This window comes from Pseudomonas sp. B392_1p, from assembly GCF_052245235.1.
GTDB classification, from domain to species: Bacteria; Pseudomonadota; Gammaproteobacteria; order Pseudomonadales; family Pseudomonadaceae; genus Serpens; species Serpens gallinarum.
Genome location: NZ_JBQPXM010000009.1, coordinates 23,643 through 43,351 on the forward strand (window position 1 = coordinate 23,643; position 19,709 = coordinate 43,351).

A 19,709-nucleotide genomic window follows, 5' to 3' on the forward strand; every position below is an offset into this window, starting at 1 on the left:
GCTGCCGCTATCAGAGGGTTTTTCCGCTGTCTAGATATGGCCCACCGCCGGCATTGCGTATAATGCGCGTCATGTTTGCCCAATCTGCGTTCAGCATGCGCTACACCTGCCGGCTATTGGCAACCAGTCTCTTCCTGATACTCATGGGCTGCGAGGCCAAACAGCCTCCTACCCTTGAGCGCGTAAAGGGGGAAGGCATGCTGCGCGTGATTACCCGCAACAGCCCTTCCACCTATTTCCAGGACCGCAACGGCGGCAGCGGTTTCGAATACGAATTACTGGAACGCTTCGCCAACGACCTGGGCGTCGAGCTGCGCATCGAAACCGCCGAGAACCTGGACGACCTCTATACCCGTCTCAACGAACCCGGCGGTCCGGTTCTGGCCGTTTCCGGACTGATCACGGGCAAGTCCCGCCTCTCCCAAGTTCAGTTGTCGCGCCCTTACCTGGACGTCACCTCGCAGGTCATCTACCGCAACGGACAGACTCGCCCCAGACGCCCCCCTGAGCTGGTCGGCCTGCCTATCATGGTGGTCAAAGGCAGCAGCCATGCCGAACAGCTGGCTGAGCTCAAGACCTTGCTGCCGAGACTGGAGTACGAAGAATCCGATGCAGTTGAGGCCGTCGACCTGCTGCGCATGGTGGATGAAGGTCAATTGGCGCTGACCGTGGTGGACTCCAACGAGCTGGCCATCAATCAGGTGTACTTTCCACGCATTCGTGTGGCTTTCGACCTGGGCGACACCGGCACCCTGAACTGGGCAGTGGCCGCAGGCGAAGATCGCAGCCTACTGAACCGGATCGATGCCTTTCTCGAGCGCGTCGAAAAAGAAGGCTTCCTGCAGCGCCTGAGTGAACGCTACTACGGGCATCTTGAGGTACTCGGCTTTGTCGGCGCGAATACCTTTGCCAAACACCTGCAGCAACGGCTGCCGCGCTATGAGCAGCAATTTCGCCGCGCGGCCGACGAATACCGTATCGATTGGCGCCTGCTCGCCGCCATCGGCTATCAGGAATCCCATTGGAAGCCCAACGCCGTGTCCAAGACCGGCGTACGCGGCCTGATGATGCTGACCCAGAACACCGCCAAGGCCATGGGTGTCTCCAATCGACTCGACCCCACGCAGAGCATCCAGGGCGGCGCCAAGTATTTCGCCCACGTCTATCACGGCCTCCCCGACAGCATCGTCGAGCCGGACCGCACCTGGTTCGCCCTTGCCGCCTACAACGTGGGCGGTGGTCACCTCGAGGATGCCCGCAAGCTGACCCAGGGTGCAGGGCTGGACCCGAATAAATGGCTGGACGTGAAAAAGATCCTGCCGCGCCTGGCACAAAAGAAGTGGTACACCAAGACACGCTACGGTTATGCCCGCGGCGGCGAGCCGGTGCATTACGTGGCCAACATTCGCCGTTATTACGACATCCTCACCTGGTCCACCCTGCCCCAACTGGAAGACACCCAACTTGCCGAGCGAGGCTTCCATATTCCTGGCATCCACAAGCCTGAGCTGATCATCGAACCCCCGCTCTGACCACGGCCGGCGACGGCCTCCCCAATTTCAGCTTGCGGTATTAATCGCGCTTCGCAGTGCGAGCCGTGATTCACTGCCATTCGCCTTTCACCTGCCTGCTTATTCAATAAAAACATATGAGTATGCGATTTTCGTATTTTCATAGCATATAGCTATCGCGCAGAATGCCTTCCATCGCTGACCAAACCCGGTCACATCAATTCACGCCCCTGCGGCTGTGCGAGGAAGCCTTAATGTTCAAGAAACTGTTGCTGGCCACCGCCCTGACGTCCACGCTGTTCGGCGCCACCGCCCAGGCCGACAGCACCCCGCTGCTTAACGCCTCCTACGACGTTGCGCGCGAACTGTTCACTGAAATCAACCCGAAGTTCATCGCTCATTGGAAAGCCACTACGGGCGATGACATCAAGGTTGACCAATCCTTCGCCGGCACCTCCAAGCAGGCGCAAGACATCATTCAGGGCAAGAAGGTCGACACCGTCACCTTCAACCAGGTGACAGACGTGGACATCCTCGCCAAGCGCCGCCTGCTCAATGCCGACTGGGCCACCGAGTTCCCCAACAACAGCTCGCCCTACTACAGCACCATCGGTTTCCTGGTGCGTGAGGGCAACCCGAAGAACATCCAGAGCTGGGACGACCTGGTGCGCGATGACGTGAAGGTGGTGTTCCCCAACCCGAAAACCTCCGGCAACGCTCGTTACACCTACCTGGCGGCCTGGCTGTTTGCCAACGAGAAGTTCAACGGCGACGAAGCCAAGATCAAGAAGTTCGTCGGTAAGCTGCTGCACAACGTGGAAAACTTCCCCACCGGGGGCCGTGGCGCCACCGTGGCGTTTGCCCAGAACGGCCAGGGTGATGCCCTGCTGACCTTTGAATCTGAAGTGATCAACATCGCCAAGCATCCCGACTTCGCCGCGGGCAAGTTCCAGCCGGTGATTCCGCCGCTGAGCGTGCTGGCCGAGTTCCCGGTGGCCATTGTCGACAAGGTGGTCGACCAGAAGGGCACCCGCAAGCAGGCCACCGAGTTCCTCAACTTCCAGTACACCCAGGATGTGCAGCAGCTGCTGACGACCTTCAACCTGCGCGTGCACCATCCGGAAGTGGTCAAGGCCACCGAGGCGCAGTTCGCCAAGGTCAAGCTGATCAACCCCACCGAGGTGCTCGGCAGCTGGGACGAGATCACCGCGAAGCATTTCGGCAGCAACGGCGTACTCGACCAGCTGCTGGCGCAAAGCCCCAACTGAGTTTCGCTCCTGTAAACTACGCCGCCCGCAGTGGGCGGCGTCGCTTTTTGTAGCGAGCCGCTGCGTCTTTTTTTCAGTAGGACAAGCGATTTCCCGTGACGCTTAATACCTTCCGCTTCTTTCATCAGGCACCCACCCTGCCAGGTTTCGGGCTGAGCTTCGGCATCAGCACCCTGTACCTGTCGCTGGTCATCCTGTTTCCGATTTCCGCCTTGCTGGTGTACGTCAGCGACCTGTCCTGGGCACAGTACTGGCAAGCGATCAGTGATCGCCGCGTGGTGGCCAGTTACTGGGTCACCGTCAGTGGCGCCTTCTACTCGACCATCGCCGCGACGCTGATCGGTCTGTTACTGGCCTGGATCATTACCCGCTACGACTTTCCGGGTCGCCGTCTGGTGGATGCCCTGGTGGACCTGCCTTTCGCCCTGCCCACCTCGGTGGCTGGCCTGACCCTGGCCACATTGCTGGTACCCGGTGGCTGGCTGGGCCAGTGGTTCGATGCAGTGGGCATCAAGATCGCCTACGCCTACCCCGGCATCCTGATCGCCATGACATTTACCAGCCTGCCCTTCGTGGTGCGCACGGTGCAGCCGGTCCTCCTGGAAATGGGCAACGACTACGAAGAAGCCGGCCGCACCCTGGGCGCCAGCAAGTTGCAGATCTTTTTCTACGTGATTCTGCCGACCCTGTATCCCGCCCTGATTACCGGCGCGGCGCAATCCTTCGTGCGCGGCCTGGGTGAGTTCGGCGCGGTGATCATGATCGCCGGCAACATGCCGTTCAAAACCGAAGTGTCCTCGCTGATGATCTTTGTCCGCCTGCAGGAATTCGACTACGGGGCCGCTTCGGCGATCGCCTCGGTCATTCTGCTCGCCTCCCTGGCCATGCTGTTCACCCTGCAGGTGATCCAGAGCCACATCTTCCGCTGGCAGCGCAAGAAATGAAAAAACCCGTTTATTGGCATCAATGGCTGCTCATCGGCCTGGGCCTCGCCACCGTCACCCTGCTGCTGCTGGTCCCGCTGGCGCTGATCTTCACCAAGGCGCTGAGTGGCGGCCTCGGCCTGCTGTGGTCGAACCTATCCGAAGACTACATGCTCCACGCAATCATGCTCACCGTGCTGGTAGCGGTGGTCACCGTGCCGATCAACCTGGTGTTCGGCATCTGCCTGGCCTGGTGCGTGACCCATTACGATTTTCGCGGCCGCCGCCTATTGTCCACCCTGATCGACATTCCCTACGCGGTGTCCCCCGTGGTGGCTGGCCTGTGCTACCTGGTGATTTATGGCGTCGAAGGCGTGGTCGGCCAGTGGTTTTACGATCGCGATATCCAGCTGATGTTCGCCTGGCCGGGCATCATCATGGTCACCGTGTTCGTCACCGCACCCTATGTGGCGCGCATCCTGATCCCGACCATGCAATCACAGGGCACCGAGGAAGAAACCGCCGCACTGACGCTGGGTGCCAGCGGCTGGCAGATCTTTCGCCACGTGACCCTGCCGAACATCAAGTGGGCGCTGCTGTATGGCGTGGTGGTCACCAACGCCCGCGCAGTCGGCGAGTTCGGCGCGGTGTCGGTGGTGTCCGGCACCATCATGAACCAGACGCTGACCCTGCCGCTGCTGGTCGACCAGTTGAACAACGACTACAAGACCGCCGCCGCCTTTACCGCCGCTGCCCTGCTCGCCTGCATGGCGCTGCTCACCCTGCTGCTGAAGACCTTCATGGAATGGCGCCAGCGCCAGGCGATGCTCAAGGCCGAAGCCCAGTAACCAAAAGAAGCCCCGCATCTGCGGGGCTTCTTCTAGGGTCTGTTCCCGTTTCGCGCACGGCCGCGACGGAGCCCGTTTTTTCGCGACACAAGGCACGAGTCGCGCAGTTTGGTCGTTCCAAATAAGCGACGAGAAACGCTGGATCGCGCAAAAACGGGCCCGTCCCTTCGGGTTGCGCGGCAAATGGCGCCATGCGGCGTTGCGTGACTTGGCAAGGGAACAACCATTGCCTGCGTCCCGCGCCTGGCCTGGCGTCATTTGACGCAGCAACGCGGCTCGTGCCGAAGCGGGAACAGACCCTAGGCGCGATGCACGCTGGGCATCTTCATCTCGGACTGCCAGATCAAGCGGAACCCCCGGATCAGCAAATAGATAAACAGCACCGGCAGCAAAATCGACTTGAGAATGAAAAAGGCCATGAGGCGAATCAGCGTGTCGATCACCGCCTCGAGCTTAGCCTTGATGCCTTTGTAGGTTTCCACGTCTGTCAGGCTGGCGGCGGAACGGCCCCAGCCGGAGACTTTGTCGCTGAAATGCGACCAGAAACCATCCTGGGATTTCTCCTTGGCCTGCGCCAGCGCCAAGCGCTCCTTCTCCACGCCCAGCAGCCGGCGCTCCTTGCTCGCCAACGCCTCGTGCGCCGCTTCCCACTCAGCTTCAAGCGCGCCCAAACGCTCCACCATGGCCTGATGCTCAACGCTACGGTTCATGCCCAGGCGCTGGCTCAAACTGCTGTCGCGTTCTTGCTCGGCCAATGTCTGACGAGCCTGCTCCATGTCTGGCTTCGAACGCTCGATCTGCTCCAGCAGCACATCTCGCTCAGCCTGCAGGGTGTTCTGCTGGGCTTGCAACGCGCTCAACGCACCATCCTCCAGCGCTTCCAGAGGAACACCCTGCATGCCCAATACATCGACTTGGCTGGGTAAGGCATCCAGCAGAGCCACATCGTCACGTACCGGGTCGCTGAGAAACGCATGGTCCACCGCGGCATTCAGTAAAACGCTTAGCGCCAGGGCCAAGCGCAGAAACACGCAGCATAGAAACGCCCGGAACAGCAGGAGCGTGCCGCGAGACGTCGGGACCAGCAGCGAACAGACCAGCACCACAGCGGCGATCCCCGTCAACGCGACAGTGAACAGCTTGTGGGACACCACGCCGAGCATGACCTTCTGGATGACCAGCGAGCCAATAGCCCACTGCATCACCTTAGAAAACTGCTCGACCAGATCATTGATCGGGTCCAGCAGCTCGCCCGGATGCACGCTGGCCACCATCACGCTGATTTCGACCGACTGGAGTAACGAAATCAGGGCATTCAGTACCCGTGCGACGGCGAACGCAGTGGCCGCCTGTAGCAAGGCGCCGTCTAGGTATTCAGTCGACAGTTGCTCCAGCACGCCTGCCCAGGAAACGGCGACCGACAACGCCACACCGACCGCTGCCAGCACCCACAGGCCGCTGACGGCCCTTTTTATCTGTTCCATGAAAATTCCTTGGCACTCTTTGATACACGCGCTTCAACGCGTGAAGGGATTACCGACGCGCCTTGAAAAACGCCTTGAGAATCGCCCCGCACTCCTCGGCCAGCACGCCGCCCTCGACCAGCACGCGGTGGTTGAGGAAGTCCTGACTGAAGAATTGACCGCGGCTGACCGCCACTCCAGCACGCGGCTCGGTGGCGCCATACACCACGCGCTCCACGCGCGAATGCACGATCAACCCCGCGCACATGCTGCACGGTTCCAGGGTCACGTACAGAGTGCTACCCGGCAGGCGGTAATTTTGCAGCGCTTCGGCGGCGGCACGGATCGCCACCATCTCGGCATGGCCGCTGGGATCGTGGCGGCTGATGGGTGAGTTGAACCCCTGGCCGATGATTTCGCCGTCCTGCACCAACACCGCCCCCACCGGCACCTCGCCCAGTTCAGCGCCCTTGGCAGCCAGAACCAGCGCTTCGCGCATGAAATGCTCGTCACGGGAACGGTCGATGATCTTGATTCTGCGCATGGTTCTACCGGCAAGCGGAAAGCGGCGATTGTAAGCTTCGAGCGGCAAGCTTCAAGCGGCACGTTAAAGCGAAGGCCCGGCTCTGCTTATGGGCTTCTTGTAGCTTGCGGCTTGCAGCTTGCCGCTGCGTCACACCACCTCAATGGCCGCCATCAGCCCGGTTTCCATATGGTCGATGACGTGGCAATGGAACATCCAGATGCCGGGGTTATCCGCCACCAGCGCCACTTGGGCGGTTTCGTTCTTGCCCAGCAGGTAGGTGTCGGTGAAATAGGGTGTGATTGTCTTGCGGTTCGAAGACAGCACCTTGAAGCTCATGCCGTGCAGGTGAATCGGGTGCTGGTACTGGCTGAGGTTACGCAGCTCGAAAATGTAGTGGCCGTCTTTGTTCAGCGTCGCGATGGGCCGCTCGACGCAGCTCTTGTCATCGATGTCCCAGGCCTGGCCGTTGATCTGCCAGAAGCTGTGGGCACCGCCCTGCTCTACGCCCACCGACACTGCACCCGCCCACTCGAAGTTGAAGCGCATCTTTTCGGCACGGCTCAGGTCCGGTTCGGCAATCGGGTTGGCCTGCAGCGCCGGCGGCCAACTGCCGGGGGTCTCACTGCTAGCCACACTTTTCAGTGTCGCCAGACGCAGCGGGCCATTGCGCAGCGGAATCTCCCGCCCGGCTTCCGGCACCCGTACCCCCAGCTCGATGCGCATGCCCGGCCCCAGCCAGTATTCCTTACCCAGCGGGCGTGGCTCGACGGGATTGCCATCCAACGCATAAATGCGCGCCTCGACACCCGGCAGCATCAGTCGGTAGGTCAGGGTGTTGTCCAGATTGAGTAGGCGCAGCCGCACGACCTGCCCGGCAGGGAGTTCGAGGGTCGGGTTGTGCGTGCCATTGACCGAGGACAACAGCCCCGGCGTGCCGCCCCGCGCCGCTTCGCGCGGCACGCTGAAGGCCGTGAAAGCGCCCTGCTTGTCCACATGCCAGTGCTTGAGGCTCAGGGTGCGCTCATGGCGAAAACCGCTCGGCGCACGCTCTTCGACAATCAGCGGGCCCACAAGGCCCCGGCCCAGTTGTTCGCCACTGGCGGTGTGCGGGTGATACCAGAAGCTGCCGGCGTCCGGGCAGATGAAGTCGTAGTCGAAATACTCGCCCGGCAGCACCGGCAATTGCGATAGGTACGGTACGCCATCCATTTCCAGCGGCAGGCGAATTCCATGCCAGTGGATGGTGGTCGCTTCACTCAACCGATTGATAAAGCGCACCCGCAACCGCTCCCCCTGCCGACACCGCAGCTCCAGACCCGGCGCCTGGCCGCCGTAGGCCCAGGCCGGCGTCTTGAAGCCGGGCACAAGCTCCACATCCAGAGGCGCGGCGATCAGCTCGTAGTCATGGGTTGCGACGTCTTCCGGCCGACCCAGCCAGTAGCGCACGCCGCCGGCGCTGAAGCCGATGACACCGAGGCCGGCCAGGCCAGCGAGGAGTTGTCTGCGAGTAACGCTCATGACTGCCCTGCCATCGGTTAAAGATGAGATATTTTCTCACCTGCCGATGAACAGGGCGAGTCAAATTCCTCGGTCAGACCTCCCGCCCCTTGCGACAAATTGTCCCGACCAGCTTTGACCATCCGCCAACGCCCGCCCGGTTCGATCCTTTTAACGCACCACATGCACGAAGTGCCGGTGCCGCTCGTACTGGTCGAGGATATCGCCGATCACGCCTTCACGGCTCCAGCCCATGATGTCGTAATCCTGCCCGCCCTCATTTAAATACACCTCGGCGCGGAAATATTTGCGCTCTTCGTTCTCTTCATCGTCGCTGACGATAAAGCTGGGCTGCACCAGGGAACGGGGGCGCACGCCGTAGCTGAAGTCCGGCTCATTGGCATGGCGCACCACCAGCCGTATCGTTTCGGTTCCTGAGCTGTCTACCTGCACATCAAACCCCTGCTTGCGCAGCTCTTCGGCCACCGCCTCACAAGCTGGGCTGACCACTTCTTCGATAAAGCGCATCACATGGCTACGCCGCGGCATCATCACCATGCTGCGTAGCCGTCGCTGCCAGCTGTCCGCCTGGCCATGGGCCTGTGACAGGCTCAGCGACTGATAGCGCACACGCCGCTTGGTGGCGTCGCGCCTCAATGCCTTGAACAGCCCCCAAGTGGCCACCAGCAGGAAAATGGTATACGGCAAGGCACTGGCAATGGTGGCGGTCTGCAGGGCGGTCAGGCCGTCGGCCAATAGCAGCGAAATAGCCACCGCCGCCATGGTTCCGGCCCAGAACAGCTTCTGCCACAACGCCGTATGGCTGCTGCCCCCCGATGCCAGCATATCCACTACCAAGGCACCGGAGTCGGCCGAAGTGATGAAGAACACAAATACCATTACGATCGCAAACATCGACAGCACAAAGCCCAGCGGGAACTCTTCAAGGAACGCGAACAAAGCCATCGCACTGTCCGCCTGGACCGCCTCGCCGAGGCTCGCGATTCCCTCGATATGGATCATGTAGATCGCCGCATCGCCAAACACCGTCATCCACATCAGCGTGAAGCCGGCTGGCACCAGCAGCACGCCACCCATGAACTCACGAATCGTTCGTCCCTTGGAAATGCGCGCGATGAACATTCCCACAAACGGCGACCAGGCAATCCACCAGCCCCAATAGAACAGCGTCCAGCCGCCGATCCAGTCGGTCGGGTTGTAGGCATACAGGTTGAAAGTCTTGTAGACGATCTCCGACAGGTAGGCGCCGGTATTTTCCACGTACGCCTTGAGCAGGAAGACGGTCGGCCCGACCATCAGGATGATCAGCATCAGCAACAGCGCGAGCAGCAGATTGGTTTCGGAGAGGATACGGATACCCCGGTCCAGCCCAGTGACCAAGGACAGCGTGGCCAGGCCCATGGCGATTACGATCAGAATGATTTGCACGCCGACGCCAATCGGTACGTCGAACAGGTGATTCAGGCCGCTGTTGATCTGCGCCACGCCAAACCCCAGCGAGGTCGCCACACCCAGCACCGTACCCAGCACGGCGAAGATATCCACCGCGTGGCCGATGGGGCCATAAATGCGCTCGCCAATCAGCGGATACAGCGCCGAACGCATGGTCAGCGGCAACCCGTGCCGGTAGCCGAAGTAGGCCAGGGTCAGGGCAACAATGGCGTAAACGGCCCAAGCGTGCAGCCCCCAGTGGAAGAAGGTGATCTTCATCGCCTCGCGGGCCGCGTCTGCAGTACCGCCCTCACCAACCGGCGGCGCCAGGTAATGCATCACCGGCTCGGCCACGCCGAAGAACATCAGGCCAATGCCCATCCCGGCCGAGAACAACATGGCGAACCAGCTGTAATTGGCAAAGTCCGGCTCGCTGTGATCCGGGCCCAGCTTGATGTCGCCGTAGCGGCTGATTGCCAAGAACACACTGGCCATCAGGAAAATGGCCACTGCCAGGATGTAGAACCAGCTGGCATTGACTGTGATCCAGGCCTGCGCCTGGCCGAACACCTGCTGGGCGGTGTCCGGCATAAGGACTGCGAACAGCACCAATGCAAAGATCAATACAGCCGAGGGGTAGAAGACGTGGGGATTGATCGTGGAGGCCTTGCGTTCACTGTCCATAACGCACTCCTGGGGCTAGGCAAAGCAAAAGAATTGCATAGATGACAGTGAAAACGAAGCGGCAGTTCACGGCCACCTCACTGCTCGGTCCGTATCGCTCAAGCCATTGGTGGAGGGATCATGCCACCGTTTTCTTACACCGCCGTTACCCTGCCTGACACCGCAGCCCGGGTGGAGGACTCTACCGCGGGCCGAAACGAGCGTGAAACGTTGTCAGCTGACGTAGGGGGACGTCGCTCGCTGCAGGCGGGTGAGCTGTAAACCGGATGCTCGACGAGCCACCCCTCGCCAGCGCAGTATTCCCGCGCGGCGAGCTGCCCAGTCACTGCGCCTTGCTATCCCAACTCGCCGCAGCGGGCGAATCCTCCGAACTGGCTGCTCACACGGCCCACCACCGTGCGCACGTATCTGCCAGTTAAGCCTGCCCGACGGCGCTGGCAACATTTAATGCAGACACACAGCCAGGAACTTAGGGTTTCATCGCCTCTGCGATCAGTTCGAGCGAACGCAGGCGCGCCTGATGCTCATAAACATCGCAGACGATCATCACTTCATCGGCGCCCGTTTCGGTAATGAAGTCTTGCAACCCGGTACGCACGGTTTCTACTGAACCAAAAACCGAACGCGCCAGCATGTTCTTGGCCTGGGCCTTTTCACGCCCCGACCAGTAGGTCTCGATATCGTCGATGGGCGGCTTGCTCAGCCCGCGCCGCGCGCTTAACAGATCGGCGAAAGACATCTGCTGGGTAGTCGCGAGCCGCTTTGCTTGGGCGTCGGTATCGGCGGCGATAACGTTGATACCGGCAACCGCATAGGGCTTGGCAAGTTGTTGCGACGGCTTGAAGCGGCTGCGGTAGATCTCCAACGCAGGCATCAGCAGGTCGGGTGCAAAATGCGAAGCGAACGCATAAGGCAGCCCGAACTCGGCCGCCAACGCCGCCCCGAAATGGCTGGACCCGAGTATCCACAGCGGTACGTTTGTGCCGGTGCCCGGTACCGCAAGAATGCGTTGCTCGGGTGTGGCCGGCCCTAGAAACGCCTGAAGCTCCCGGACATCCTGGGGAAAGTGGTCCGATGCGTTGGCGGGGCGGCGCATGGCGCGCACCGCCACCTGATCGGTGCCCGGCGCCCGGCCAAGGCCCAGGTCGATGCGCCCGGGGTAGAGCCGCTCCAGCGTACCGAACTGCTCGGCAATAACGTAGGGCGCGTGGTTGGGCAGCATGATGCCGCCGGCGCCGACCCGGATCGTCTTGGTACCCCCTGCGATGTGGGCGATGACAATGGAGGTGGCGGCACTGGCAATGCCTTCCATGTTGTGGTGCTCGGCCACCCACACGCGCTTGTAGCCCAAGCGCTCCGCATGGGCCGCCATGTCGCGCGCATTGTTGAGGGCCGCACCCGCGTCCGTATCTTCAGTCACGCGGACCAGTTCAAGGATGGAAAATGCTGTCATTTCGGATTACTCCCGATAGCTGAATGATGAATCGCCTCACGTGTCTCGTGGGCCGGGCATGTCCGCCGCCGAGCTGTCGATGAGATAGCCAAGGGCGGTTATCTCATCGATCCCCTCCGGGGGTGTGCCGTAATCGCCTGCTTTGTCGTGAACAGAGGCGGCGCTCAGCACGCTGCTAAACAGTGCTGGCGCGAAAACTGTCGACCGTGCTGCGTCGTCTGCCTGGGCACGCGACAAAACTCTGCGGTGAGGATATCTCTTATTCGCCGTCCATTTCGATGCAATGCAAATACCAAAAAGCCCGCAATTACGCGGGCTTCGGGTGTATTGCTAATGGGTGCTGGCCAATGCCAGACGCCCAATCACTCCCACTCGATGGTGGCCGGCGGCTTGCTCGACACGTCGTAGGTGACGCGGGAGATGCCTTCGATCTCGTTGATGATGCGGTTGGAGACCTTCTCCAGCAGCTCGTAGGGCAGGTGCGCCCAGCGAGCGGTCATGAAGTCGATGGTTTCCACGGCGCGCAGGGCAACAACCCAGGCGTAGCGACGGGCATCGCCCACCACGCCGACGGACTTCACCGGCTGGAAGACCACGAACGCCTGGCTGGTCTTGTGGTACCAGTCGAAGTTGCGCAGCTCCTCGATGAAGATGTGGTCGGCTTGACGCAGCAGGTCGGCGTATTCTTTCTTCACTTCGCCAAGGATGCGCACGCCCAGGCCCGGGCCCGGGAACGGGTGGCGGTAGACCATGTCGTAGGGCAGGCCCAGCTCCAGACCGATCTTGCGCACTTCGTCCTTGAACAGTTCGCGCAGCGGCTCGACCAGCTTGAGTTTCATGTCGTCCGGCAGGCCACCGACGTTGTGGTGCGACTTGATGACGTGGGCCTTGCCATTCTTGGTGCCAGCCGACTCGATCACGTCCGGGTAGATGGTGCCCTGGGCGAGGAACTGGATGTTGTCCAGCTTGCTCGACTCGGCATCGAACACGTCGATGAAGGTGCGGCCGATGATCTTGCGCTTCTGTTCCGGGTCGCTGACGCCGGCCAGGTTGCCGAGGAACTGCGCTTCGGCGTCGGCGCGGATGACCTTGACGCCCATGTTGTCGGCGAACATCTTCATGACCGTGTCGCCTTCGTGCAGGCGCAGCAGGCCGTTGTCGACGAATACGCAGGTCAGCTGATCGCCAATGGCACGGTGCAGCAGCGCGGCAACCACCGAGGAGTCCACACCGCCGGACAGGCCGAGCAGCACGTTCGCATCGCCGATCTGCTCACGCATCTGGCGGATGGCATCTTCGACGATGTTGGACGGCGTCCACAGCGGTTCGCAGCCACAGATGTCGAGGATGAAGCGCGACAGAATGCGCCCGCCCTGCTTGGTATGGGTGACTTCCGGGTGGAACTGCACGCCGTAGTAGCCACGGGCATCGTCCGCCATGGCGGCGACCGGGCAGCTCGGGGTGCTGGCGATGACATGGAAGCCGTCGGCCATCTGGGTGACCTTATCACCGTGGCTCATCCACACGTCGAGGCCGAACAGGCCGTCTTCGTCGATGTGGTCTTCGATGCCGTCCAACAGACGCGACTTGCCGACGATGTCGACACGGGCATAGCCGAACTCACGCAGGTCGGAGCCTTCTACCTTGCCGCCCAGCTGTTCGGACATGGTCTGCATGCCGTAGCAGATGCCGAACAACGGCACGCCGAGGTCAAATACCGCCTGCGGCGCGCGCGGGCTGTCGCTGGCATGCACCGACTCCGGGCCGCCGGCCAGGATGATGCCGCGCGGGTTGAACGCGCGAATCGCCTCGTCGCTCATGTCAAACGGGTGCAGTTCGCAGAACACACCAATCTCGCGCACGCGGCGAGCGATCAGTTGGCTGTACTGAGAACCGAAGTCAAGAATCAGAATGCGGTGGGCGTGGATGTCAGGGGTGGCCATTTTCTTCACCTGGTATAAATAACTGAAGGCTGAAGGCTGAACGAAAAATCTGCTCGTCCAGCCTCCAGCCTCCAGCGAAAGTTCGCTTAACCGACGCGGTAGTTCGGCGCCTCTTTGGTGATCTGCACATCGTGCACGTGGGACTCGGCCATGCCGGCACCCGTGATGCGTACGAACTGCGGAGTGGTGCGCATCTGCTCGATGTCGGCGCTGCCGGTATAACCCATCGAGGAGCGCAGGCCACCCATCAACTGATGGATGATCGCGGCCAGGGCGCCCTTGTACGGCACGCGGCCTTCAATGCCTTCCGGCACCAGCTTCTCGGCACCGGCCGAGGAGTCCTGGAAGTAACGGTCACTGGAGCCTTGCGACTGGGCCATGGCACCCAGCGAGCCCATGCCGCGGTAGGCCTTGTAAGTACGCCCTTGATACAGCTCGATCTCACCCGGTGCTTCTTCGGTACCGGCGAACATCGAACCCATCATGACGGTGTTGGCACCGGCCACGATGGCCTTGGACAGGTCGCCCGAGAAGCGGATGCCGCCGTCGGCGATCATCGGCACACCCGTGCCCTTCAGCGCGGTGGCCACGTTGGCGATGGCGCTGATCTGCGGCACGCCGACACCGGCGATGATGCGTGTGGTGCAGATCGAGCCCGGGCCAATACCAACCTTGACCGCATCAGCACCGGCTTCCACCAGCGCCAGCGCAGCTTCGGCAGTGGCGATATTGCCGCCGATCACCTGCAGCTCGGGGAAGTTCTCCTTGACCCAGCGCACGCGGTCGAGCACACCCTTGGAATGCCCGTGGGCAGTGTCCACCACCACGACGTCAACGCCGGCAGCGGCCAGGGCCGCCACGCGATCCGGAGTTTCCGGGCCAGTACCAACGGCCGCGCCGACGCGCAGGCGGCCCTGCTCGTCCTTGGACGCCAGCGGGTAGGTCTTGGCTTTTTCCAGATCGCGGAAGGTCACCAGGCCACGCAGGTTGAACGCCTCATCGACCACCAGCATCTTCTCGATGCGGTGCTCGTACAGCTTGGTTTTGATCTCGTCCAGGCTGGTGCCTTCGAGCACGGTGACCAGCTTGTCCTTGGGCGTCATGATCGCCGCGACACTGTCGCCGGTGTTCGGGGTGTAGCGCAGGTCACGGCCGGTGACGATACCCACCAGTTCCTTGCCGACCACCACCGGAAAACCGGAGAAGCCCAATTCGTGGGCCTTGCTCAGCAGCTCGCTAATCTTGGTGTCCGGGTTGACCGTGGCCGGGTCACGCACAATGGCGGTCTCATGGCGCTTGACCTTGCGCACCTCAGCAGCCTGCTGCTCGAGGGTCATGTTTTTGTGGATGATGCCGATGCCGCCTTCCTGGGCCATGGCGATGGCCAGACGGGCTTCGGTCACGGTGTCCATGGCCGCGGAGATCAACGGGATGTTCAGTTCGATGCCACGCGTCAGGCGGGTCTTGAGGCTGACGTCCTTGGGCAACACCTCGGAATAACCGGGGATCAGGAGGACATCATCGAAAGTCAGGGCTTCTTGGCTGATACGCAGCATGGCGGGGGGCTCCCAGGCGGGAAAATCGGAAGCGCGGCATTATACGCCCGACGGCAGGCCGCACTCAACGCACAATACGGCCCGTCTCGCCGACGGACACTGAATCAGGTCGAAACCTGCACACATTCGATCGGAAAACCCAATCGCTCGGCGAATTCATCAAGGAATCCACGGCGGAAATAAGCACCCGGCCAGTTATTGAAGATGAAGCCCAGGTCAGAAAACGCACAGGCCTCGTCGAAAGGAAAACCGTTGATATCGTCTTCGTGATCGCATTCGGGACAAATGAAATTATCGGTCTCGCCCGGCATCCACACTTCCAGGTGTTCCACCAGCACTTCGCCCACTTTCGCCCGGCATTCCGGGCAGCGGGCTTCACCCCGGAAAGCATCCTTGGGTGTATAGATGCAGCGCTTGGTGACCACCTGCACGCCATTGCAGGGTTCATTGACGGGCAGAAGCGTCAGCCCGGCCGGCTCGATCACCTCGCTGGCACGCGGACCGATGGCATGAGCCCACTGCCCATTTACCCCGCAGCGGGTCAACTGCGCCTCAACGACACCCCGCTCGATCAGCCAGCGCAGCATGACGCGCGCCCTGGCCTCCGGCCCGGGGTAACTGGAGATTTTCGGCACGATGATGAATTGACTCATGGCAGGGATCTGGCTGGGGAATATAGGCGCAGCTTAAACCTCTGGCGGACGGGATCAAACACTGCTTGAAGTGCGCCAGCGCTCTTGCCGTATCATGCACGCCATGTATACCGACCCTTTCCAACGCCTGAACCTCGACCGCGACGTGTTGACCGTCAGCCAGCTGAACAACCGTGCCCGGCTGTTGCTGGAAGACGTGTTCGCCCAGGTCTGGGTCGAGGGCGAGATTTCCAACCTGGCCAAGCCGGCGTCCGGGCACCTCTATTTCACCTTGAAGGACAGCCAGTCCCAAGTGCGCTGCGCGCTGTTCCGGCAGAACGCCCTGCGCGTGCGCCAGGCGCTGCGTGACGGCCTGGCGGTGCGCGTGCGCGGCAAGGTCTCGCTGTTCGAGGGGCGCGGCGATTATCAGCTGATCCTCGACAACGTCGAGCCCGCCGGTGACGGCTCCCTGCGCCTGGCCTTCGATGCGCTGAAAAGCAAACTCGCCGCCGAAGGCCTGTTTGCCACCGAACGCAAGCGCGCCCTGCCCGCCCACCCACAGCGCATCGGCATCGTCAGCTCGCCGAGCGGTGCGGTGATCCGCGATATCATCTCGGTGTTCCGCCGCCGCGCGCCGCATGTTGAGCTGACGCTGATCCCCACCGCCGTACAGGGCCGCGATGCCACGGCGCAAATTGTTCGCGCCCTGCAACTGGCCGACCGCCAGGGTTTCGATGCGCTGATCCTGGCCCGCGGCGGTGGCTCGCTGGAAGACCTCTGGTGCTTCAACGAGGAAGCCGTGGCCCGCGCTGTCGCCGCGTGCGCCACCCCTGTTGTCAGCGCCGTGGGCCATGAAACCGATGTATCGATCAGCGACTTCGTCGCCGATGTGCGGGCACCGACACCTTCTGCCGCAGCCGAACTGTTGGCGCCCCACAGCGCCGACCTGCGGCTGCGCCTGGAAAGCCTGCGCCGCCGCCTGCGCCTGTGCCTGCAGACGCGCCTGCATCGCGACCGCCTGCACCTGGAAGGCCTGACCCGGCGATTGCGCCATCCCGGCGAGCGCCTGCAGCAACAAGCCCTGCGCATTGACGATCTGGAGCGGCGCCTGCAGCATGCGCTGCACCGGCGTATGACCAGCAGCCGGGAACGCTTGTCGCGCTTGGAAAACCGTCTCAATACCCAGCACCCCGGACGGCAACTGGCCTTGTTGCGACAGCGTCTGGAGGGACTTGCCGAGCGCCTGCCGCGTGCCACGCAAGCCTCGCTCCGCCAGCGACATCAACAACTCGCCGGCCTGGCCCAATCGTTGCAAATTGTCAGCCCACTGGCGACCTTAGGCCGCGGTTACAGTATCCTGCTCGACGATAAAGGCCACGCGATCCGCAGCGCCGCGCAAACCCAACCCGGCCAGAAACTGCGCGCCAGACTGGGCGAAGGCGAGCTGGATGTGCGCGTGGAAGACAATCATCAGACGCCCGTTACCCTGTCGCTGCTGGATTGATCCGCGACAGGGCAATCGCGCCATGGAGTTACTGTGCGGCGAGCATTCGATGAAAAGCGCTGGAGGGTGGAAAGCTAGACGAGAAACCCCGTTGCTAGCGTGCTCGGGCTGCTGTTTCGTTCAGCCTCAAGCCTTAAGCACTGTTTTTTTTCGACTCTTCGAGCGCATAGCGCAATTGCCCTACCCTACGAATCTCCCATCCTGGATCTTGCATGCGTTTACTGCTTTCCCTGCTGCTCTGCTTTTCCCTGCCGGTCCATGCCGAAGGCTTTATCACCCGCCTGCTCAACAAACCGGTGCCCGGTGGCGTGGCGGTGATCGCGCTGGGTGATGCGCCCCAGGCGCCGCGCGTGCGCTATCAGGACAAGCCGGCCCTGGTGATCAAGGAAGACGGCCAGCGCTGGATCGCCATCGTCGGCATCCCGCTGTCGGTAACAGCCGGTACCCAGCAGATCGACGCCAACGGCCAGCCGCTGAGCTTTCAGGTCGAGGCGCGCCACTACCGTGAGCAACGCATCACCTTGAAGAACCAGGAACAGGTCAGCCCCAGCCCGGCCAATCTCAAGCGCATCGAGCGCGAGCTGGCCGAGCAGCGCGACGCCTACCGTCACTTCAGCCCGCGCCAGCCGAGCAACCTGCTGTTCGACAAACCGGTGGACGGCCCGCTGTCGTCACCCTTCGGCCTGCGCCGCTTCTTTAACGACCAGGAACGCAACCCGCATTCCGGCCTGGACTTCGCCGCGCCAGCCGGCACGCCGATCAAGGCACCGGCCGCTGGCCGAGTCATCCTCACCGGCGATTACTTTTTCAACGGCAAAACGGTCTTCATCGACCACGGCCAAGGACTGATCAGCATGTTCTGTCATCTGTCGCAAATCGGCGTGCAGGTCGGCGACGAACTGGCGCGCGGTGAAGTCCTCGGCAAGGTCGGTTCCACCGGCCGCTCCACGGGCCCGCACCTGCACTGGAATGTCAGTCTCAACGACGCCCGCATCGATCCGAGCATTTTCATCGGCGCTTTCACGCCCTGACGCTCCCACCCTTCATTCACTCGACGAGGAATCTTCATGCCCGCCGAACTATCCCCCTGGCTCGATTGGCTGCAAGAGCAGCCCAAACTGTATGCCGCGCTGTGCGCCTGCCTGCTGGTGTTCGTTGCCTGGCTGGCCAACTGGCTGGTCAAGGCCCTGCTGGTGCGCGGCGTGCACCGCGCACTCGGCACGACCGCAGTAGGCAAGCACATCGAGGACAACGACCAGAGCGTCGTCCGCCGCCTATCCAACATCGTCCCGGCGTTGATACTTTCCAGCGGTGTAAAGCTGATCCCCGAGCTGCCCACGGCGCTGGTCACCGTGGTGGAGAACGTCAGCCACGCCTTTATCGTGGTGACCATCGCCATGGCCATCGGCGGCGTACTCACACTGATCAATACGATTTACCAGCAACGTCCCGACGCCCATCGCAAACCGATCAAGGGCTACCTGCAGGTGGTGCAGATCGTTATCTATGCCATCGCCACCATCCTGGTGATCGCCACCCTGATCGACCGCTCGCCGCTGATCCTGCTCTCCGGGCTGGGTGCCATGGCCGCGGTCTTGATGTTGATCTTCCAGGACACCCTGCTGTCGCTGGTGGCCAGCGTGCAGATCAGCTCCAGCGATATCGTCCGCGTCGGTGACTGGGTGGAAATGCCGGCCCTGAACGCCGACGGCGATGTGATCGACATCGCCCTGCACACAGTCAAGGTGCAGAACTGGGACAAAACCATCACCAGCATCCCGACCAAGCGCTTTATCAGCGACTCGTTCAAGAACTGGCGTGGCATGCAGGAAAGCGGTGGCCGGCGCATCAAGCGCAGCCTGTACCTGGACCAGCAGAGCGTGCATTTCCTCAATATGGAGGAGCGCAAGCGGCTGTATCGCTTCAATCTGCTGGAGGAGTACCTGGTCAACAAGCGCCAGGAAATCGATGACTGGAACGCCAAGCTGGAAGAAGCCGGCAAGGAGCCGGTCAACACCCGGCGGGTGACCAACCTCGGCACTTTCCGCGCTTATGTACAGCATTACCTGCAACGTCATCCGGGCATTCACCAGGGCATGACCCTGATGGTGCGACAGCTGGCGCCGACCGCTGAAGGCCTACCGCTGGAAATCTACTGCTTCACCAACACCGTGGCCTGGGTGCAGTACGAAGGCATTCAGGCGGACATCTTTGACCACTTGCTGGCGATCCTGCCGGAATTCGGCCTGCGCGTGTTCCAGGCTCCGGGCGGCGCTGATTTCCGCGAATGGCGCGACTCGTTTGGGCAACTGGCCAGCCAGCCCGACGCCCAGTTGCTGCAGTTGGACAAGCAGGCGCTGTAAGCTCTCAGCCGACGCCGTCCCATGGAGGGACGTCGCCGGGAATGCAATGGCGCAGCTTGGCGCTGGGCACGCAGCCGGAACGTCGG

15 protein-coding genes are annotated in these 19,709 nt (G+C 61.9%); 7 read left to right on the top strand and 8 right to left on the bottom strand.

Annotated elements, in window-relative coordinates:
• The first annotated feature begins 71 nt into the window (after positions 1-71).
• The 4 genes from mltF (at position 72) to cysW (ending at position 4,550) form a co-directional block, all read left to right on the top strand.
• The gene (gene mltF / locus ACTV8E_RS13585) at positions 72-1,532 is read left to right on the top strand and encodes a membrane-bound lytic murein transglycosylase MltF (protein ID WP_443199821.1); all 1,461 of its coding nucleotides are present in this window, start codon (positions 72-74) and stop codon (positions 1,530-1,532) included.
• Positions 1,533-1,765: 233 nt separating this feature from the next.
• On the top strand, positions 1,766-2,779 hold the full coding sequence (gene cysP, locus ACTV8E_RS13590; RefSeq protein ID WP_443199822.1) for a thiosulfate ABC transporter substrate-binding protein CysP: 1,014 nt from the start codon (positions 1,766-1,768) through the stop codon (positions 2,777-2,779).
• 95 nt (positions 2,780-2,874) lie between these two features.
• Positions 2,875-3,723 carry a sulfate ABC transporter permease subunit CysT gene (gene cysT, locus ACTV8E_RS13595; protein ID WP_443199823.1) on the top strand — a complete coding sequence of 283 codons (849 nt, stop codon included), beginning with the start codon at positions 2,875-2,877 and terminating at the stop codon, positions 3,721-3,723.
• Positions 3,720-4,550: a sulfate ABC transporter permease subunit CysW gene (cysW, locus tag ACTV8E_RS13600; RefSeq protein WP_443199824.1), complete on the top strand. Its 831-nt coding sequence runs from the start codon at positions 3,720-3,722 to the stop codon at positions 4,548-4,550. The genes cysT and cysW overlap by 4 nt, the downstream gene beginning before the upstream one ends.
• 299 nt (positions 4,551-4,849) lie before the next feature.
• On the opposite strand, the gene ACTV8E_RS13605 is transcribed toward cysW, so the two are convergent.
• The 8 genes from ACTV8E_RS13605 to ACTV8E_RS13640 form a co-directional block, all read right to left on the bottom strand.
• The gene (locus ACTV8E_RS13605; RefSeq protein ID WP_443199825.1) at positions 4,850-6,034 is read right to left on the bottom strand and encodes a hypothetical protein; all 1,185 of its coding nucleotides are present in this window, start codon (positions 6,032-6,034) and stop codon (positions 4,850-4,852) included.
• 49 nt (positions 6,035-6,083) lie between these two features.
• Positions 6,084-6,557, bottom strand: a complete 474-nt coding sequence (gene tadA, locus ACTV8E_RS13610; protein ID WP_443199826.1) for a tRNA adenosine(34) deaminase TadA — start codon at positions 6,555-6,557, stop codon at positions 6,084-6,086.
• 129 nt (positions 6,558-6,686) lie between these two features.
• Positions 6,687-8,057, bottom strand: coding sequence for a multicopper oxidase family protein (locus ACTV8E_RS13615; protein WP_443199827.1), 1,371 nt, complete (start codon positions 8,055-8,057; stop codon positions 6,687-6,689).
• A 150-nt stretch (positions 8,058-8,207) separates the two neighbouring features.
• The gene (locus tag ACTV8E_RS13620) at positions 8,208-10,172 is read right to left on the bottom strand and encodes a BCCT family transporter (RefSeq protein WP_443199828.1); all 1,965 of its coding nucleotides are present in this window, start codon (positions 10,170-10,172) and stop codon (positions 8,208-8,210) included.
• Between the two features lie 469 nt (positions 10,173-10,641).
• A complete protein-coding gene (locus ACTV8E_RS13625; protein ID WP_443199829.1) occupies positions 10,642-11,625 on the bottom strand; it encodes an LLM class flavin-dependent oxidoreductase in 984 nt (327 codons plus the stop codon).
• A gap of 362 nt (positions 11,626-11,987) precedes the next feature.
• Entirely contained in the window at positions 11,988-13,568 is a 1,581-nt protein-coding gene (gene guaA, locus ACTV8E_RS13630) for a glutamine-hydrolyzing GMP synthase (RefSeq protein ID WP_443199830.1), read from the bottom strand.
• Positions 13,569-13,654: 86 nt separating this feature from the next.
• Positions 13,655-15,124, bottom strand: coding sequence for an IMP dehydrogenase (gene guaB / locus ACTV8E_RS13635; RefSeq protein WP_443199831.1), 1,470 nt, complete (start codon positions 15,122-15,124; stop codon positions 13,655-13,657).
• A 104-nt stretch (positions 15,125-15,228) separates the two neighbouring features.
• The gene (locus ACTV8E_RS13640; RefSeq protein ID WP_443199832.1) at positions 15,229-15,777 is read right to left on the bottom strand and encodes a sugar ABC transporter ATPase; all 549 of its coding nucleotides are present in this window, start codon (positions 15,775-15,777) and stop codon (positions 15,229-15,231) included.
• Between the two features lie 103 nt (positions 15,778-15,880).
• Between ACTV8E_RS13640 and xseA the strand changes: the two genes are divergently transcribed.
• From xseA to ACTV8E_RS13655, 3 genes are all read left to right on the top strand, one after another.
• Complete coding sequence (gene xseA, locus ACTV8E_RS13645) at positions 15,881-17,260, top strand: exodeoxyribonuclease VII large subunit (protein ID WP_443199833.1); 1,380 nt, start codon at positions 15,881-15,883, stop codon at positions 17,258-17,260.
• A gap of 212 nt (positions 17,261-17,472) precedes the next feature.
• The gene (locus tag ACTV8E_RS13650; RefSeq protein ID WP_443199834.1) at positions 17,473-18,291 is read left to right on the top strand and encodes a peptidoglycan DD-metalloendopeptidase family protein; all 819 of its coding nucleotides are present in this window, start codon (positions 17,473-17,475) and stop codon (positions 18,289-18,291) included.
• Positions 18,292-18,327: 36 nt separating this feature from the next.
• Positions 18,328-19,623: a mechanosensitive ion channel family protein gene (locus ACTV8E_RS13655; RefSeq protein ID WP_443199835.1), complete on the top strand. Its 1,296-nt coding sequence runs from the start codon at positions 18,328-18,330 to the stop codon at positions 19,621-19,623.
• Positions 19,624-19,709: the final 86 nt, after the last annotated feature.

Coding starts and splice junctions, on each gene's coding strand:
- mltF (WP_443199821.1), top strand. CDS start 72: ATGTTTGCCCAATCTGCGTTCAGCATGCGCTACACCTGCCGGCTATTG.
- cysP (WP_443199822.1), top strand. CDS start 1,766: ATGTTCAAGAAACTGTTGCTGGCCACCGCCCTGACGTCCACGCTGTTC.
- cysW (WP_443199824.1), top strand. CDS start 3,720: ATGAAAAAACCCGTTTATTGGCATCAATGGCTGCTCATCGGCCTGGGC.
- ACTV8E_RS13605 (WP_443199825.1), bottom strand. CDS start 6,034: ATGGAACAGATAAAAAGGGCCGTCAGCGGCCTGTGGGTGCTGGCAGCG.
- tadA (WP_443199826.1), bottom strand. CDS start 6,557: ATGCGCAGAATCAAGATCATCGACCGTTCCCGTGACGAGCATTTCATG.
- ACTV8E_RS13615 (WP_443199827.1), bottom strand. CDS start 8,057: ATGAGCGTTACTCGCAGACAACTCCTCGCTGGCCTGGCCGGCCTCGGT.
- ACTV8E_RS13620 (WP_443199828.1), bottom strand. CDS start 10,172: ATGGACAGTGAACGCAAGGCCTCCACGATCAATCCCCACGTCTTCTAC.
- ACTV8E_RS13625 (WP_443199829.1), bottom strand. CDS start 11,625: ATGACAGCATTTTCCATCCTTGAACTGGTCCGCGTGACTGAAGATACG.
- guaA (WP_443199830.1), bottom strand. CDS start 13,568: ATGGCCACCCCTGACATCCACGCCCACCGCATTCTGATTCTTGACTTC.
- guaB (WP_443199831.1), bottom strand. CDS start 15,124: ATGCTGCGTATCAGCCAAGAAGCCCTGACTTTCGATGATGTCCTCCTG.
- ACTV8E_RS13640 (WP_443199832.1), bottom strand. CDS start 15,777: ATGAGTCAATTCATCATCGTGCCGAAAATCTCCAGTTACCCCGGGCCG.
- xseA (WP_443199833.1), top strand. CDS start 15,881: ATGTATACCGACCCTTTCCAACGCCTGAACCTCGACCGCGACGTGTTG.
- ACTV8E_RS13650 (WP_443199834.1), top strand. CDS start 17,473: ATGCGTTTACTGCTTTCCCTGCTGCTCTGCTTTTCCCTGCCGGTCCAT.
- ACTV8E_RS13655 (WP_443199835.1), top strand. CDS start 18,328: ATGCCCGCCGAACTATCCCCCTGGCTCGATTGGCTGCAAGAGCAGCCC.